The 15065-nt window shown below is 60.6% G+C and carries 20 protein-coding genes; 1 reads left to right on the plus strand and 19 read right to left on the minus strand.

The features are described 5' to 3' along the window. Nucleotides 1–15: 15 nt before the first annotated feature. Nucleotides 16–684: a hypothetical protein gene (locus ACO08C_RS00680; RefSeq protein WP_421786626.1), complete on the minus strand. Its 669-nt coding sequence runs from the start codon at nucleotides 682–684 to the stop codon at nucleotides 16–18. Between the two features lie 74 nt (nucleotides 685–758). Then, a complete protein-coding gene (gene lpdA, locus ACO08C_RS00685) occupies nucleotides 759–2171 on the minus strand; it encodes a dihydrolipoyl dehydrogenase (protein ID WP_421786628.1) in 1413 nt (470 codons plus the stop codon). Between the two features lie 131 nt (nucleotides 2172–2302). On the opposite strand from lpdA, the gene ACO08C_RS00690 reads away from it, so the two are divergent. Continuing rightward, nucleotides 2303–3199 (plus strand): haloalkane dehalogenase, encoded by an 897-nt coding sequence (locus tag ACO08C_RS00690; protein ID WP_421786630.1) that lies wholly within the window; start codon nucleotides 2303–2305, stop codon nucleotides 3197–3199. A 133-nt stretch (nucleotides 3200–3332) separates the two neighbouring features. On the opposite strand, the gene ACO08C_RS00695 is transcribed toward ACO08C_RS00690, so the two are convergent. The 17 genes from ACO08C_RS00695 to secG all read right to left on the minus strand — a co-directional run bounded on the left by ACO08C_RS00695 (nucleotide 3333) and on the right by secG (nucleotide 15061). Further along, nucleotides 3333–3701, minus strand: a complete 369-nt coding sequence (locus ACO08C_RS00695) for a cupin domain-containing protein (protein WP_421786632.1) — start codon at nucleotides 3699–3701, stop codon at nucleotides 3333–3335. After that, complete coding sequence (locus tag ACO08C_RS00700) at nucleotides 3701–5026, minus strand: pyruvate dehydrogenase complex dihydrolipoamide acetyltransferase (protein WP_421786634.1); 1326 nt, start codon at nucleotides 5024–5026, stop codon at nucleotides 3701–3703. The genes ACO08C_RS00695 and ACO08C_RS00700 overlap by 1 nt, the downstream gene beginning before the upstream one ends. Beyond that, nucleotides 5016–5342 carry a hypothetical protein gene (locus ACO08C_RS00705; RefSeq protein ID WP_421786635.1) on the minus strand — a complete coding sequence of 109 codons (327 nt, stop codon included), beginning with the start codon at nucleotides 5340–5342 and terminating at the stop codon, nucleotides 5016–5018. The genes ACO08C_RS00700 and ACO08C_RS00705 overlap by 11 nt, the downstream gene beginning before the upstream one ends. After that, nucleotides 5339–5788: a hypothetical protein gene (locus ACO08C_RS00710; protein WP_421786637.1), complete on the minus strand. Its 450-nt coding sequence runs from the start codon at nucleotides 5786–5788 to the stop codon at nucleotides 5339–5341. The genes ACO08C_RS00705 and ACO08C_RS00710 overlap by 4 nt, the downstream gene beginning before the upstream one ends. Further along, on the minus strand, nucleotides 5785–6183 hold the full coding sequence (locus tag ACO08C_RS00715; RefSeq protein WP_421786638.1) for a GFA family protein: 399 nt from the start codon (nucleotides 6181–6183) through the stop codon (nucleotides 5785–5787). Before ACO08C_RS00715 ends, ACO08C_RS00710 begins: the two co-directional genes overlap by 4 nt. Then, a complete protein-coding gene (locus ACO08C_RS00720; RefSeq protein ID WP_421786640.1) occupies nucleotides 6183–7601 on the minus strand; it encodes a pyruvate dehydrogenase complex E1 component subunit beta in 1419 nt (472 codons plus the stop codon). Before ACO08C_RS00720 ends, ACO08C_RS00715 begins: the two co-directional genes overlap by 1 nt. Then, nucleotides 7601–8005 (minus strand): MAPEG family protein, encoded by a 405-nt coding sequence (locus ACO08C_RS00725; protein ID WP_421786642.1) that lies wholly within the window; start codon nucleotides 8003–8005, stop codon nucleotides 7601–7603. The genes ACO08C_RS00720 and ACO08C_RS00725 overlap by 1 nt, the downstream gene beginning before the upstream one ends. Beyond that, nucleotides 8005–8409: a nuclear transport factor 2 family protein gene (locus ACO08C_RS00730; protein WP_421786643.1), complete on the minus strand. Its 405-nt coding sequence runs from the start codon at nucleotides 8407–8409 to the stop codon at nucleotides 8005–8007. The genes ACO08C_RS00725 and ACO08C_RS00730 overlap by 1 nt, the downstream gene beginning before the upstream one ends. Further along, complete coding sequence (locus ACO08C_RS00735; protein WP_421786645.1) at nucleotides 8406–8795, minus strand: VOC family protein; 390 nt, start codon at nucleotides 8793–8795, stop codon at nucleotides 8406–8408. Before ACO08C_RS00735 ends, ACO08C_RS00730 begins: the two co-directional genes overlap by 4 nt. A gap of 3 nt (nucleotides 8796–8798) precedes the next feature. Continuing rightward, a complete protein-coding gene (gene pdhA / locus ACO08C_RS00740) occupies nucleotides 8799–9743 on the minus strand; it encodes a pyruvate dehydrogenase (acetyl-transferring) E1 component subunit alpha (protein ID WP_421788740.1) in 945 nt (314 codons plus the stop codon). Nucleotides 9744–9936: 193 nt separating this feature from the next. Beyond that, the gene (locus ACO08C_RS00745; RefSeq protein ID WP_421786647.1) at nucleotides 9937–10233 is read right to left on the minus strand and encodes an FtsB family cell division protein; all 297 of its coding nucleotides are present in this window, start codon (nucleotides 10231–10233) and stop codon (nucleotides 9937–9939) included. An 89-nt stretch (nucleotides 10234–10322) separates the two neighbouring features. Beyond that, nucleotides 10323–10511: a hypothetical protein gene (locus tag ACO08C_RS00750; RefSeq protein ID WP_421786649.1), complete on the minus strand. Its 189-nt coding sequence runs from the start codon at nucleotides 10509–10511 to the stop codon at nucleotides 10323–10325. A gap of 9 nt (nucleotides 10512–10520) precedes the next feature. Next, the gene (eno, locus tag ACO08C_RS00755) at nucleotides 10521–11795 is read right to left on the minus strand and encodes a phosphopyruvate hydratase (protein WP_421786651.1); all 1275 of its coding nucleotides are present in this window, start codon (nucleotides 11793–11795) and stop codon (nucleotides 10521–10523) included. Between the two features lie 102 nt (nucleotides 11796–11897). Further along, on the minus strand, nucleotides 11898–12080 hold the full coding sequence (rpmF, locus tag ACO08C_RS00760; protein ID WP_109260304.1) for a 50S ribosomal protein L32: 183 nt from the start codon (nucleotides 12078–12080) through the stop codon (nucleotides 11898–11900). A 125-nt stretch (nucleotides 12081–12205) separates the two neighbouring features. Continuing rightward, on the minus strand, nucleotides 12206–12955 hold the full coding sequence (locus tag ACO08C_RS00765; protein WP_421786654.1) for a GIN domain-containing protein: 750 nt from the start codon (nucleotides 12953–12955) through the stop codon (nucleotides 12206–12208). Between the two features lie 69 nt (nucleotides 12956–13024). Further along, the gene (locus ACO08C_RS00770; RefSeq protein WP_421786656.1) at nucleotides 13025–14653 is read right to left on the minus strand and encodes a CTP synthase; all 1629 of its coding nucleotides are present in this window, start codon (nucleotides 14651–14653) and stop codon (nucleotides 13025–13027) included. 75 nt (nucleotides 14654–14728) lie between these two features. Beyond that, the gene (gene secG / locus ACO08C_RS00775; protein ID WP_421786658.1) at nucleotides 14729–15061 is read right to left on the minus strand and encodes a preprotein translocase subunit SecG; all 333 of its coding nucleotides are present in this window, start codon (nucleotides 15059–15061) and stop codon (nucleotides 14729–14731) included. Between the last annotated feature and the right edge of the window lie 4 nt (nucleotides 15062–15065).

The raw sequence follows: 15065 nt of genomic DNA on the forward strand, positions 1-15065 counted from the left end.
TCAAGGGGCGCGGGTCTAGCCGCGGCGAATTCGGTCGCAATCACGCGAGCCCAGGGGCTCGAATTCGATCGCACCATCCCAGTCGGGCTGTTCCTCGGCAATCACCATCAACGGGCCACGGCTTTCAGCATCGCGCCGGAAATCGACATGCCGCGCGCAGATATAGCCACCTTGCTCCAGGATGCCTGAGACGATCACGCGGCCATTGCGGCCCTCGCCACCGCTGCCGACCACACTTACGGGTTGCGCAAAGCGTCCCTGAAGAATCATACGGGCGCCCATTGCATCGAGCTCTCCGAGGATGTCACCGTCAATCGTCGCGCGGACGCCGGCGACTTCAAGACGACCACCGAAATGTCCATCTATATACATGGTTGCGCCCGCAATTTCCGTGTCGCCTTCGACCCGGCCCGTGAAACGGATACGCGCGCCTTCGATATTCAGATCGCCGCCCACCTGCGCATCGGATACGACGTTTGCGCCGGCCAGCGATAGGTCGCGATCGATGCGGCCGTGAGCATCAACGAACATGCCGGAATATTCGGCGCTTCCGGTCGTATCCACGTTGCCAGACGCAATGAGACCGGCACGCTCGATGGATCGATTGTTCGCCGGACCAGAACTGGAATAGCTGCAGCCGGCCAGCGCAATAGCGGAGGCGGCAAGGCAATAAATGGCTTTCATGGCGGTGCTCCCTGCATGGACCCGAGACGGGCCTTCACAATCTAGATGCAGGCACAGGCGCGTTTGGATGCGTCCTAGATGTGCAGGACTCGATTGTATGCGTCGAGCACGCTCTCATGCATCATTTCCGACAGGGTCGGGTGCGGGAAGATGGCGTGCATCAGCTCCTGCTCCGTCGTCTCGAGCACTTTTCCGACCATGAATCCCTGGATCAGCTCAGTGACTTCCGCACCCACCATGTGCGCCCCGAGCAGCTCCCCGGTCTTGGCATCGAACACCGTCTTGATCAGGCCCTGGTCCTCGCCGAGCGCGATCGCCTTGCCATTGCCGACAAAGGGGAAGCGGCCGACCTTCACCTCATGCCCGGCCTCCTTGGCCTTGGCTTCGGTCAGGCCGACGGACGCCACTTGCGGATGGCAATAGGTGCAGCCCGGAATGTTGCTGACCTCCATCGGATGCGGGTTTTTTCCAGCGATCTTTTCGACGCAGATAATGCCCTCATGGCTGGCCTTGTGGGCAAGCCAGGGCGCGCCGGTGACATCACCGATCGCATAGAGCCCTTTCACATTGGTCGCGCCATAAGGATCGATCACGATGTGGCCGCGCTCGGTCTTCACGCCGAGATCCTCGAGCCCGATATTCTCGATATTCCCCGTAATACCGATGGCGAGGATGACCTTCTCGACCTCGATCGTCTGGCTCTTGCCGTCCTTGCCCTTGATTGTTGCCTTGACGCTTTTTGTGCCCTTGTCGAGCTTTTCGACTTGGGCGCCGGTGATCAGGTTGAGCCCCTGTTTCTTGAACTGCTTGGCGGCGAAGGCCGAGATTTCCTCGTCTTCGACGGGCAGGATGCGATCCATCATCTCGACGACCGTCACATCGGCACCCATCGTCTTGTAGAAGCTGGCAAACTCGATTCCGATGGCCCCCGATCCGATCACCAGGAGAGATTTCGGCATGGCGTCCGGCACCATGGCCTCGCGATAGGTCCAGATTTGCTTGCCGTCCGGCTCCAGCCCGGCCTGCGGGATGGTGCGGGCGCGCGCGCCGGTGGCGAGGATGACATGCTTGGCGGTGTAGGCCGTGTCCTTCTTGTCCTTGCCGGTGACGATGACTTTCGGGGCAGCATTGCCCTTTTCCAGCCGCGCCGTGCCTTCGATCACGGTGATCTTGTTCTTCTTCATCAACATGCCGACGCCGCCGGACAGGCGGCCTGCCACCTTGCGCGAGCGTTCGACCACCTTCTTGATGTCGAAGGAGATGTCCTTGGCGGACAAGCCGAATTCATCGGCGCGATGCATGAGGTTATAGATCTCGGATGTGCGCAGCAGGGCCTTGGTCGGGATACAGCCCCAGTTGAGGCAGATGCCGCCGAGCTGGTCGCGCTCGACGATGGCGGTCTTGAGGCCAAGCTGCGTGGCCCGGATGGCGGTCACATAACCGCCGGGTCCGCTGCCGATGACGATGAGGTCGAATTGGTCCGCCATTCCGGAAACTCCTCGCAATATCCGGCCTCGGTTTGGGGTGTCAGGCCCAAAAAATCAATGCGTCAAACGCAAGCCGGGTTTGCACAGGCGGCGCGGCGCGCCATGCTGCACCGAGACGAGGGAGATTTGCCATGCGTTATGAAGCTAAGCGGACGCCGGATGAGCGGTTCGAGGATCTTAAGGACTGGAATTACGCCCCGAACTATTTCGACGATCTGACGGGCTATGAGGGCCTGCGTATGCATTATGTCGACGAGGGGCCCAAGGATGCGCCGGTCTTCCTGTGCCTGCATGGCGAACCGAGCTGGGCCTATCTCTACCGGAAGATGATGCCGGTGTTTCTCGGCGCCGGCTGCAGGGTCGTGGCGCCGGACTTTTTCGGCTTCGGCCGCTCCGACAAGCCGGTGAAGGATGAGGACTACACTTTCCACTTCCACCGCAACGCGCTGAAGGCCTTCTTCGAGCGCATGGATCTCACCGATGTCTGCCTTGTCTGCCAAGATTGGGGCGGCTTGCTGGGTCTTACCATCCCGATGGATTATCCGGACCGGTTCACGCGGTTGATCATCATGAATACCGGGCTGGGTATCGGCCGCCCGGCGGGGCCGGGCTTTGATGCCTGGCGCGACTATGTCGCCAACAATCCGGAGTTCAATGTCGGTGAGCTGATGAAACGCGCCACACCAATCCTCAATGACGCCGAAGTGGCAGCCTATCAGGCACCCTTCCCCGATCCGACCTACCTCGCAGGCGTGCGGCGCTTCCCGCAGCTGGTGCAAACCGATCCCTCCTTGGAAGGCGTCGATACCGGGCTGGCGGCTGCGAAGTTCTGGAATGAGAATTGGTCAGGCGAGAGCTTTATGGCGATCGGCATGCAGGATCCGGTGCTCGGTCCACCGGCAATGCGCGCCATGCAAAAGCTGATCAAGAACTGTCCGGAACCCATGGAAATCGCCGATGGCGGGCATTTCGTCCAGGAATGGGGCGAGCCGATTGCGAAGGCAGCGCTGAAGCGGTTCAGGCTATAAGCGTTTTTTCGCCTTCGTCCGGCTTGACCGGACGATCTTGATGAGGCCCTCCGATCGAGTCGGAGGATGACGGATTAAATGGTTCGGCGTTTTATCGCGCTCGCGGCAAACGCGTGCCGAAGCGGTTTGGGCTTTAGAGGTCTACCAGCTCCTGCCGGAGATCACTGTCTTCATTGTCACCGGTGTTGGTCACGCCGGCTCTCTCGAAAAGCATGATGTGAACCGGCTCCTCGACGCACACCGGATGATGGCGCACGCCCTTGGGAATGACGCAAAGCTCGCCCGGCTTGAGCACAACGTCGTCCTGACCTTCAATTTCGATGCGCAGCACGCCCTGGGTGACGAGAAACATTTCGTCTTCCTCATCGTGCTTGTGCCAATCAAAGGCCCCCTCGCCCTTGGCGAGCTTGATATCGTAATTGTCGACCTGCGCGATCCGTTTCGGCGACCAAGGTGCGTCGAACAGCGCGTGTTTCTCGGCAATGTTGATCTTGCCAACCATCACATCAGCATCGTCATCGGGTCTTCGACGAAACCCTTGAAGGCCGCAATCCAGCGGGCGCCCGTGGCACCGTCGACGACGCGGTGATCGCAGGTCAGGGTGACCGTCATCACCGTGGCCTTGGCCAGCGCGCCGTCCTTGACGACCGGGCGCTCCTCGCCGGCCCCGACCGACAGGATCATGCCCTGCGGCGGGTTGAGGATGGAGGCGAACGACTTGATCCCGAACATGCCGAGATTGGAGAGCGAGAACGTGCCGCCCTGGAATTCCTCGGGCTTCAGCTTCCGATCGCGGGCACGCGTCGCGAGGTCTTTCATTTCCGCCGAGATCTGTGCCAGCCCTTTGGCATCGGCGTCCTTGATGATCGGCGTGATCAATCCGCCCTCAATGGCCACGGCGACCGACACGTCGGCATGTTTGTGACGGGCGATGCGGCCGTCCTCGATCCAGGACGAATTGGCTTCCGGCACCCGCTTCAGCGCAAGCCCCGACGCCTTGATGAGAATGTCGTTGACCGAGATCTTCACGCCTTCAGGCGCCCGGTCATTGAGCTGCATTCGGAAGGCCAGCAACGCGTCGAGATCGCAATCCACATTGAGCGGGAAGTGCGGCACATCGCGGAAGCTCTCCGACAGGCGTTTGGCGGAGATTTTCGTGATATTGTCGGCTTTTTCGATCTCGTAGCGATCGGCGGAAATGCCGTAGACCGCCAACGGTTCGTCCTGGCTGATCTCCTTGGGGGCCTCGGCAGGAGCGGCTTTCGGCGCTTCCGCGGCCGCCGGCGCGGATTTACCGTCAAAGCTTTCAATGTCGCGCTTGACGATGCGTCCTTTGGGGCCGGAGCCCTTGACGTCTTTCAGATCGATACCGGCCTGCTCAGCCATGCGGCGGGCCAGAGGCGAGGCCTTGATGCGGTCGCCATCATTCATTGATGCTGTTGCCGGAGGCTTGCTTCCCGCCGGCGTGTCGTCAGCCTTGGGTTTGTCGGCGCTTTTGGCCTCGGCCGGCTTATCGTCCGCCTTCTCAGGCTTCGCCTCATCGCCGCCCTCGGGCGAATAGCCGTCGAGCGCCGAGGCGTCCTCGTCTTCTTCGAGCAGCAAGGCGATGACCGCATTGACCTTGACGCCTTCTGCACCCTCGTCGACCAGGATTTTGCCGATCTTGCCCTCATCGACGGCTTCGACTTCCATGGTGGCCTTGTCGGTCTCGATCTCGGCTATGAGATCGCCGGAGGCGACGCTATCGCCTTCCTTGACCAGCCATTTGGCCAGCGTGCCCTCCTCCATGGTGGGCGAGAGGGCCGGCATCAGGACTTCAATCGGCATCGGACGACCTCGTTGCGGCAACCGGACGAAGCTCAATACGTGTACCTGCCGTGCCAGTCTCGTTGGCGGGCGCCATCACCTGCTCGATGATCAAACAGGCCTCGAGTCGTGAGTACAGCGTTACGTCGCCGGCCAGGACGGCTTCGGCGCAAGCCTGGCGCGCGGTCGCGGGAAAGCCCATCCAGCTGGTATAAAGGCGATTGAGCGCGCCGGCTTCACGTTCACGGCAGGCGGGTTCGGAACCACACACAGCCCGCACGTCGAATTCCGGCAACGACACCGGTACAAGCTGGGTTAGGAGCGCAGACAGGATCACCGGGTTTTCCTCATTTGTGCATCCTCGGCGGTTTCTCCCATCAGCTGATTCCAGCGATGGAAAAAGGTGAGATAGAAAAGCGCGATATAGGTCGCCGCCGATCCGAGCCACATAACGGTCCGGACCTTCTGGTTCAATCCCGCGCGCGCAGAATCCAGCGCGGTTTGACCGGCGACGGATAACTCCACGCCCGATTGCTGCAATTCGGCCAGCGTTTCAACGAGGCCGCGCTGGAACACGCCGGCCCCGTAATTGAATTGCATCAGGAAAAAGAAGATCAGCGTGAAAAAGGCAAAGCCGATCAGTTTCAACACGATATGGGCGCGCGCGAGAAAGACATACAGGCCTGCCAGATAGGCGGAGACGATCGAGAAATAGATTGTGATCCCGGCCAGCAGGACGTGCATGAACTCGACGAGGAGCGGGAGGACGTCGGCTTCGGTCATGCGCCCTGCCCCGGATTGATCTGATCGATATTCTTCTCCCAGTTGGCACCATCAAAATCGACGATGCGGCCAGACAGGTTCTGGTCGGCATCGAAGCAGCGAAGATTGGCGGAGATGCCGTCCGGGTGCGAGCGCGGATGGTAGAAGCTCTTCACTCCGCAGGTCTTGCAGAACAGGTGTTTCGCCGCACCGGTGTTGAAGGTGTATTCGATCAGATTGTCTTCACCGCTGACCAGGCGGAAATCGGCCTTGTCGACGATGACATGAATAAAGCCGGTCATCGCACAGATCGAGCAATTGCAGGACAACGCCACGACCTGGTCCGGCAGATCCGCTTCGAAGCGCACCGCGCCACAATGGCAGCCACCGCTGCGGGATTTGAGGGTCTCGGTCATTACTCCACGTAACACACCTGCTTGGCCGCCTTCACGATATCCTCGGGGCCCGGCAGGGACAGTTTTTCAAGATTATCGGCATAGGGCAGCGGTACGTCCTTCTGATGGACGCGCGCCGGCGGCGCATCGAGATAATCGAAAGCTTCGGCGGTCACGACCGAGGCGATCTCGGCGCCGACGCCATGTTGGCCCCAGCCTTCCTCGGCGCAGACGATGCGATTGGTTTTCTTGACGCTCTCGATCACCGTCGCGGTATCGAGCGGGCGCAGCGTGCGCAGGTCGATGACTTCGGCCTCGATTCCCTCGCCTGTCAGCTTTTCAGCTGCCTGGAGCGCGAAGCCGACTATGCGCGAGTGCGCGACAATGGTGACGTCCGAACCCTCGCGGCGGATCTTCGCCTTGCCGATGGGCAGCACCCAGTCCTCGATGTCAGGTACGTCGAAGGTCTCGCCATACATTAGCTCATGCTCAAGAAAAACGATCGGGTTGGGATCGCGGATCGCTGCCTTCAAGAGGCCCTTGGCGTCGGCCGCATCATAGGGCGCGATGACCTTGAGACCCGGCACATGCGCATACCAGGAAGAATAGTCCTGGCTGTGCTGGGCACCGACGCGGCTGGCTGCGCCATTCGGGCCACGGAAGACGATCGGACAGCCCATCTGACCGCCGGACATGTAGAGCGTCTTGGCCGCCGAATTGATGATGTGGTCGATCGCCTGCATGGCGAAGTTGAAGGTCATGAATTCGATAATCGGCTTGAGGCCGCCAAAGGCCGCGCCCACGCCAAGACCGGCAAATCCGTGCTCGGTTATCGGCGTATCGACAACGCGCCTGGAACCGAATTCCTGCAACAGATTGCGGGTGACCTTGTAAGCGCCCTGATACTCCGCGACCTCTTCGCCCATGACGAAGACGGTGTCGTCGGCGCGCATTTCCTCGGCCATGGCATCGCGCAGCGCGTCGCGGACCGTGGTCGGCACCATGTCGGTGCCATCGGGGATCTCCGGATCGCGGCCGGCGGTAAATTCCCGCATCATGGCCGGGCGTTCGTCGATAGCCGGCTTGGCAGACGTGTCTTCGCCTTTTTCACCTTCGGCTTCATCGTCATCGCCGGACTTGTCTTCAGATGCGGCTTCCTTGCCCGGCTCGAAGCCGTCGAGTGCGCTTTCGTCCTCGTCATCTTCGAGCAGAAGCGCGATCGGCTGATTGACCTTCACGCCGTCCGTGCCTTCGGCGACCAGCAGTTTGCCGACCTTGCCTTCCTCGACCGCCTCGACTTCCATCGTCGCCTTGTCGGTTTCGATTTCGGCGATGACGTCGCCGGACGAGACAGTGTCGCCTTCCTTGACCAGCCATTTGGCCAGATTGCCCTCTTCCATGGTGGGCGAGAGCGCCGGCATCAGGACTTCAATCGGCATTAGCTAGCTCCGGTAAAGGGAAGGATTTGAAACGCCACAAGAACGGTTCCGGCAAAACCGGCGAACCAGACGAGGGTCCGCAACCAGGGAATACCGAACCAGTAGAGCGGCGCATAAATAATGCGGGCGGCGAGAAACAGGCCGGCGCCCAGTTGGGTCATGTCGTTCAGATTGTCGGTGAGATAGGCGACCAGAATGAGCGGCACGAACATCATCATGGCCTCGACCATGTTGGCGTTGGCCCGGCGCGCGCGACCCAGCATGACACCCTTGTCGGCGATTCCGTCACGGGCACCGGCCATGGCCGCCGGATTGTTCTCGAGATTGGCGAGGATGGCCTGAACCACAATCATCAGGAAATAGAGAAAAACGGCGGAAACGAGGTAGGAGAGCTCAAGCGGCATCAGGCAGATTCCTTCTCGGGATTGAATGTCGCTACATGGTCGCGCATGCGCTGGGCGAATTCGAGATAGGTGTTCATGGGGCGGATGAGGACTTCCAGGCGCGTCATGCGGCCGTCCGGGCCCAGCGAAATCTTGTCGAAACCGACCAGGCCCTTGCCGGCGACCGTGCCGGTGAATTCGAGCAGAATGCCGTCATCCTTCACCCACTCCTCGCGATAGGCAAAGCCGTCAATCGTATCGATGACGCCCTGCAGGATGTGGATCAGATAGGCCTTGTCCGTCGTCGGTTTCCAGACGACCGGCGAATGCAATTCGCAACCTTCGGCGATGATCTCGTCCATCAGCGCGGCGTCGCGATTGGCGACGGCATGATGCCATTTGGTAAGGAAATCCGCAGGGGTCATCGGGCCGCCTCATCGTGTTGGAACACGCCGAACACATTGTGATCCGGGTCCAGGAAATAAGCGGCCCAACCAACTCCCGGCAGGGCAAATTTCGGCAGCGCAATGGTGCCGCCAGCGGTCAGCGCGGTTTCAGAGACATTGTCGAGATCGCCGACATCCACAGTAATAACCGCGCCCATGACCGGCGCCCCGGCCTGCGGAGCCGATCCATGGCGCCGGATCATCCGGCCCTTCGCACCGCGATCCTCATTGGGCGTGACGATTTCCCAAAAGCTGGTGTCGCCAAATTTGTGTTCGATAAACTCCCAACCTAACACCGCCTTGTAGAAGGCCATCGACCGCTCCGGGTCACTGGCATGTATCTCGAAGGTCATGACAGCGGGCATGGTCTAACTTTCCACCAGAACGTCGGTCCAGAGCTCATCCGGATGCGGCTCCGGGCTTTCCTTGGCGAAATCGGCCGAAGCATTGACGATCGCCTTCACCTCCTTGTCGATCGTCTTCAGATCGTCCTCGGTGGCATACTTGGCTTTGAGAATGCGCTCCTTGGCGCCCTCGATCGGGTCGTGGTGCGAGCGGATATCGTCGACTTCCTCGCGCGTGCGGTATTTCGCCGGGTCGGACATGGAATGGCCGCGATAGCGATAGGTCTTCATCTCAAGAATGAACGGCCCCTTCCCGTCGGCGCAGTGCTTGCGGGCTTTAGCGGCCGCCTCGCGGACGGCAATGACGTCCATGCCATCGACCTCTTCGCCGGGAATGCCGAAGGAGGCGCCGCGCTTGTAAAGATGGGTCTCCGACGAGGCGCGCTTCACCGAGGTGCCCATGGCGTACTGGTTGTTCTCGATGATGTAGATCACCGGCAGATTCCAGAGCTTGGCCATGTTGAAGCTCTCATAGACCTGACCCTGATTGGCCGCGCCGTCACCGAAATAGGTGGCGCAGACCTTCTTGTTATCCTTGTAGAGGTCGGCGAAGGCGAGCCCGGTACCGATCGAGACCTGCGCACCGACAATGCCGTGGCCGCCGAAGAACTGCTTCTCGCGGCTGAACATGTGCATGGAGCCGCCCTTGCCGCGCGAATAGCCGCCCTCGCGGCCGGTCAGCTCGGCCATCACGCCATTCGGATCCATGCCGGTGGCGAGCATGTGGCCGTGATCGCGATAGCCGGTGATGACCTGATCGCCCTCTTCAAGGGCGGCCTGGACCCCGACCACGACCGCTTCCTGGCCGATATAGAGGTGACAGAAGCCGGCGATCAGCCCCATGCCGTAAAGCTGACCCGCCTTTTCCTCGAAACGGCGGATCAGCAGCATGTCCCGGTAATAGGTCATCAAGTCGGCCTTGGTGACCTTGGCGTCTGGACCTTTCTTGCGCTTGGAAGCCGTATCGGTGGTGCGATTGGAGGGTTGCTTTGCCGCCATATTTCACACGCGAAATAAATTCGCTCTCCCTGATGCCTGGCCCGGCCATAACAGGAAGTTGCCGCCTGCGGCAAGCTGAAAACTGTGGTCACAAAGCTGCGGATCAGCGTTCGTCCGGCGCGGCGATGTCGACAACGAAATCGCGCGGATGGGCGATATTCAACAGTGCGGTGGCGCGTTCCTCGACATAGTCGAGATCAAGGCTGTCCGAGCGCAGGCGCGCCGCGCGAACTTCCAGCGCTTCTCGCTCCGCCCTGGCATCGGCCAGCTCGATCTCGGTCTCGCGTATCTGGTTCTGGACGACAAGCCAGTTCAATACGCCTTGCTCGCCATTCAACGCATGATAGCCGAAATAGGCGATCATCATCGCGAATAGAAATGACGGAATTAAACGTTTCAAGGATTGCATGCTGCACCCAACCTGATCACCCCGAACAGCGCGGCTGCGTCCGCGTCTTGTTGGTCAGGATTAAAGCGCAACAGGGTGAATCAAGGGTTACGTCCGTCGTCTTCGCCACGCTTGTTGCGGGAAAGACTGACGCCGCCTGTTCCGATCATGATCAGGAACAGGACGATCACCCACCAATAGTTCGCCCAGAAATCAACCATCAGTGCCCCTTTCAACGAATAGCCTCGCCGATCCAGGCGGATCGGGCCAGCGGGATTGGCCTGGGACAATTCCCTTCCTTACATCGCGATGGGATCTTCACCGGCATAGAGCGCCTGGGCGCCGAGCTGAGCTTCGATGCGCAGCAATTGGTTGTACTTCGCAGTGCGATCGGAACGCGCGAGCGAGCCGGTCTTGATCTGGCCGCACCCGGTGGCCACGGCGAGATCAGCGATGGTGGCATCCTCGGTCTCACCCGAGCGGTGGCTCATCACCGCGCCATAGCCGGAACGCAGCGCCATTTCGACGGTTTCCAGCGTCTCGGTCAGCGTCCCGATCTGATTCACTTTGACGAGCACGGCAGACGCCGCGCCCATCTCGATTCCCTTGGCCAGGCGCAGCGGATTGGTGACGAACAGATCATCCCCAACGAGCTGGCACTTACCGGACACGGCTTCGGTCAGCGCCAACCAGCCGTCCCAATCGTCTTCGGCCATGCCGTCCTCGATCGAGACAATGGGATAGTCATTGACGAGCTTGGCCAAGTATTTGGCAAAGCCTTCGGCATCATGGGTTTCGCCGGCACCCGCGAGCACGTATTTGCCGTCCTTGTAGAATTCGGTCGATGCGACATCGAGGGCCAGCGCGATCTCCTCGCCTGGTTTGAATCCCGCCGCTTCAATGGCCGCCATGACGAAATCCAGTGCCGCTTCGGCACTCTTCAGGTTTGGCGCGAATCCGCCTTCGTCGCCGACATTGGTACTGTGACCGTCCGCCTTCAGCCGGCTCTTGAGAGCATGAAAAACCTCCACGCCCTGGCGCAAGGCTTCCGAGAAACTCGGCGCGCCGACCGGCATGATCATAAATTCCTGGAAATCGATCGGATTGTCGGCATGGGCGCCGCCATTGACGATATTCATCATCGGGGTCGGCAAGACCCGCGCATTGATGCCGCCGATATAGCGATAAAGCGGTAGGCCCAGCGAATCTGCAGCCGCCTTGGCGGTCGCCATGGATACGCCGAGGAGCGCGTTGGCGCCCAGACGGCTCTTGTTGTCGGTGCCGTCCAGAGCGATTAGCGTATCGTCGATCTCGCGCTGCTGCTCGGCATCCATGCCACCAATCGCATCGAAAATTTCGGTTTCGATCGCTTCAACCGCCTTGAGGACACCTTTGCCATTGTAACGGGTCCCACCATCGCGCATTTCGACGGCCTCGTGCGCGCCTGTCGAGGCACCGGACGGCACGGCCGCGCGCCCGACGCTGCCATCTTCCAGCACGACATCGACCTCGACGGTGGGATTTCCCCGGCTGTCGAGAATTTCGCGGCCAATAATGTCGACGATGGCGGTCATGGAAGCGCTCCTTCAAGCGATGTCTCGGCTTGGGCGCTTCTTAAAAGCAAAACGCGCGGGTGCAAGCCCGCGCGTTCACTAAATCGGATCGGTGAAAGAGACCTAGTCTTCCTTCGGCTCCAGCACCTGCTTACCGCGATACATGCCGGTTTTCAGGTCGATATGGTGCGGGCGACGCAGTTCGCCGGAGTCCTTGTCTTCCACATAGGACGGATTCGCCAGCTTGTGGTGGCTGCGGCGCATCCCGCGCTTGGACGGGGTGGTTTTTCTCTTGGGGACCGCCATTGGTCTCTCCGGGTCTTGAAATGAACACGTGACACAGGCCCTCGCCTGCGAAGACCGGCGCGTATACCGTCACACAAGGGCAAACGCAAGCGCCGCCCGGAATTAATTGCGGCCCGGCTGCACCATCAGCCGTCCTTGAGGATATCGCGGTCCTCGTGACGGCTGTCTTGCCGGTCGTCATCGCGTTGGTCACGGCCCTGGTGGCGTCCATCGCGGCGCGCCCGGCGATCGCGATTTACATGTACATCACCGCCCGTGCTCGTATTCAAGCGCAGATGGGCCGGGTCGGTTGGCGAACGGACATCGGCGCCGGTCGAGACATTTGCCACCAGCGATTCGATTGCGTGCACGGTCGCATCTGAACCGGTCGAGGCATTAATCCGTACGCTTTGGCATTCGAGGTCGCGTGCATTAAGATCGGCCCCTGTTGAGACGTTCACCGATACATGACCGCAGACGCCCTCAAAACGGGCATTGGCCCCTGTCGATACGTTGATCGACAGATCGTCGCCATCGACGCTGCTCAAGCCCGCGTTAACGCCGCGCGACAGATCGAATGACGTCACTTGCGTACCTGAGACATATACGGTGACGTCGAGATTGCGATATCCGCCGAACCAGCGGCGGAACCCGCCGCGATGCTGACGGATTTCGAGTTCGCCGCGACGGATATCAATTTCGATGTCATCCATATCGTCGGGATCGCCCTCCATCCGCAAGGCGGCAGACGCGCTCGCGTCGAAGACCAGACTGAAATTGCCGCCGGCTTCCAGGCGATCGAATTCGCTGACCGGCACTTCGCGCGTTTCGCGCTGTGCCAAGGCCGGCGCGGCCAGCAGGATGGCCGCTACACCGCTCGCAATAAGAATTTTCATGCCTGTCTCCCGTCACTGCGCATGTTGCTGTCATAGCATGATGCGCGAAACCGGCAGATCGGATGCAAGCTAGACGAGGCGGCTTTGCGCCACGGCTGCCTTGATAAAACTCGCGAACAGAGGATGCGGCTCGAACGGCCGGGATTTGTATTCCGGATGGAATTGCACGCCGATGAACCAGGGGTGGTCTTCCAGCTCGACGATTTCCGGCAACACGCCGTCCGGCGAAAGGCCCGAAAAGGTCAGGCCTGCGGCTTCAAGCCGGTCGCGATAGCCGATATTCACCTCAAACCTGTGGCGGTGGCGCTCCTCAATGTCGGCCTTGCCGTAGATGTCGCGCACTTTCGAACCCTCTTTCAGCACGGCCGGATAAGCGCCGAGGCGCATGGTTCCGCCGAGATCGTCGTCGGTTCCCCGGCGTTCCACCTCATTACCCCGCGTCCATTCGGTCAAAAGGCCGATCAGCGGTTCTTCGGTGGGACCGAACTCGGTGGAGTTGGCTTTTTCCAAACCGGCGAGATGACGGGCTGCCTCGATCACTGCCATCTGCATGCCGAAACAGATTCCAAAATACGGAATGCGGCGTTCCCGCGCGAAGCGGACCGCGGCGATCTTGCCTTCCGCACCGCGCTCGCCGAACCCGCCCGGGACGAGGATGCCGTGGACGTTTTCCAGCGGTGCGAAATTATCGGCGCTCTCGAATTGCGACGATTCCAGCCATTTCAGCCGGACTTTCACATTGTTGGCGATCCCGCCATGCGCCAGCGCCTCGTTCAGCGATTTATAGGCGTCCAGGAGGCCAGTATATTTGCCCACGACGCCGATGGTGACCTCGCCATCGGGCTCGTGAATCGTGCGTGAGATCGCCTCCCAGCGCGACAGGTCCGGCTCCGGCGCATCGTCAATGCCGAAGCGCTTGAGCACCTCTGAGTCCAGGCCCTTGGCGTGATAATCCAGCGGCACGTCGTAGAGCGAGGCGGCGTCCATGCCTTCGATGACAGCGCTTTCCGGCACGTTACAGAACAGGGCGATCTTTCGGCGTTCGCCGGGATCGATCGGCTGTTCACAGCGGCACAGGAGAATGTCCGGCTGAATACCGATCGAGCGCAACTCCTTGACCGAGTGCTGGGTCGGCTTGGTTTTCATCTCGCCCGCCACCTTGATGTAAGGCAGCAGGGTAACGTGCAGGAATATGGCGTTGTCGCGTCCGAGCTCCTGTCCCAGCTGACGGAGCGATTCGAAGAAGGGCAGGCCTTCAATGTCGCCGACCGTGCCGCCGACCTCGCACAGGACAAAGTCGACATCGCCCGCATCCGACAGGACGAATTCCTTGATGGCGTCCGTGACATGCGGAATGACCTGTACCGTTGCCCCGAGATAATCGCCGCGCCGTTCGCGCTCGATGATCGTCGAATAGATGCGCCCGGTGGTGATGTTGTCGCTCTGTGCCGCTGCGACGCCCGTGAAGCGCTCATAATGGCCGAGGTCGAGATCGGTCTCGGCGCCGTCATCGGTGACGTAGACCTCACCGTGCTGATAGGGCGACATCGTGCCGGGATCGACATTCAGATAAGGATCGAGCTTGCGCAGGCGTACCTTGTACCCGCGCGCCTGCAGAAGCGCTCCGAGAGCAGCGGAAGCGAGGCCCTTGCCAAGAGAGGAGACCACGCCGCCAGTGATGAAAATATAACGCGGCATGGGAATTCTGAATAACCCAGATTCGCGGGCGGCGAAAGCGCTGTCGCCGTCCAATGTCACCAATTTATGCGGAAACTATCTGTCGTCGGGCAGCGACGGCGTGCCGTCTTCGTCGTCGATCGTCAGTTCAAGCGCAGGCGCTTCTTCCTCGACATTGTCGAACACGCTCTGACCCTGGGCATCAACACCGGCGACAATCGCCAGCAGAATCGAATTGGCAAAGAAAGCCGCGCCGAGAATCGTGGTCGTGCGGGTCAGGACGTTGGCCGCGCCGCGGCTCGACATCATGCCGCCGCCGGCCCCTCCTCCGCCGATACCCAGAGCGCCACCGTCGGAGCGCTGCATCAACACAACGCCCACAAGCCCTGCAGACACCAGAAGGTGAACGATCAAAAGCACAGTCATCATGGCA

The sequence above is a fragment of the Hyphobacterium sp. genome, from assembly GCF_965229905.1.
Classification (GTDB): Bacteria; Pseudomonadota; Alphaproteobacteria; order Caulobacterales; family Maricaulaceae; genus Hyphobacterium.

Bases quoted from the DNA above. Each gene is read 5' to 3' on its own strand.
- ACO08C_RS00680 (WP_421786626.1), bottom strand. From the start codon at position 684: ATGAAAGCCATTTATTGCCTTGCCGCCTCCGCTATTGCGCTGGCCGGC.
- lpdA (WP_421786628.1), bottom strand. From the start codon at position 2,171: ATGGCGGACCAATTCGACCTCATCGTCATCGGCAGCGGACCCGGCGGT.
- ACO08C_RS00690 (WP_421786630.1), top strand. From the start codon at position 2,303: ATGCGTTATGAAGCTAAGCGGACGCCGGATGAGCGGTTCGAGGATCTT.
- ACO08C_RS00695 (WP_421786632.1), bottom strand. From the start codon at position 3,701: ATGGTTGGCAAGATCAACATTGCCGAGAAACACGCGCTGTTCGACGCA.
- ACO08C_RS00700 (WP_421786634.1), bottom strand. From the start codon at position 5,026: ATGCCGATTGAAGTCCTGATGCCGGCCCTCTCGCCCACCATGGAGGAG.
- ACO08C_RS00710 (WP_421786637.1), bottom strand. From the start codon at position 5,788: ATGACCGAAGCCGACGTCCTCCCGCTCCTCGTCGAGTTCATGCACGTC.
- ACO08C_RS00715 (WP_421786638.1), bottom strand. From the start codon at position 6,183: ATGACCGAGACCCTCAAATCCCGCAGCGGTGGCTGCCATTGTGGCGCG.
- ACO08C_RS00720 (WP_421786640.1), bottom strand. From the start codon at position 7,601: ATGCCGATTGAAGTCCTGATGCCGGCGCTCTCGCCCACCATGGAAGAG.
- ACO08C_RS00725 (WP_421786642.1), bottom strand. From the start codon at position 8,005: ATGCCGCTTGAGCTCTCCTACCTCGTTTCCGCCGTTTTTCTCTATTTC.
- ACO08C_RS00730 (WP_421786643.1), bottom strand. From the start codon at position 8,409: ATGACCCCTGCGGATTTCCTTACCAAATGGCATCATGCCGTCGCCAAT.
- ACO08C_RS00735 (WP_421786645.1), bottom strand. From the start codon at position 8,795: ATGCCCGCTGTCATGACCTTCGAGATACATGCCAGTGACCCGGAGCGG.
- pdhA (WP_421788740.1), bottom strand. From the start codon at position 9,743: ATGACCTATTACCGGGACATGCTGCTGATCCGCCGTTTCGAGGAAAAG.
- eno (WP_421786651.1), bottom strand. From the start codon at position 11,795: ATGACCGCCATCGTCGACATTATTGGCCGCGAAATTCTCGACAGCCGG.
- rpmF (WP_109260304.1), bottom strand. From the start codon at position 12,080: ATGGCGGTCCCCAAGAGAAAAACCACCCCGTCCAAGCGCGGGATGCGC.
- ACO08C_RS00765 (WP_421786654.1), bottom strand. From the start codon at position 12,955: ATGAAAATTCTTATTGCGAGCGGTGTAGCGGCCATCCTGCTGGCCGCG.
- ACO08C_RS00770 (WP_421786656.1), bottom strand. From the start codon at position 14,653: ATGCCGCGTTATATTTTCATCACTGGCGGCGTGGTCTCCTCTCTTGGC.
- secG (WP_421786658.1), bottom strand. From the start codon at position 15,061: ATGATGACTGTGCTTTTGATCGTTCACCTTCTGGTGTCTGCAGGGCTT.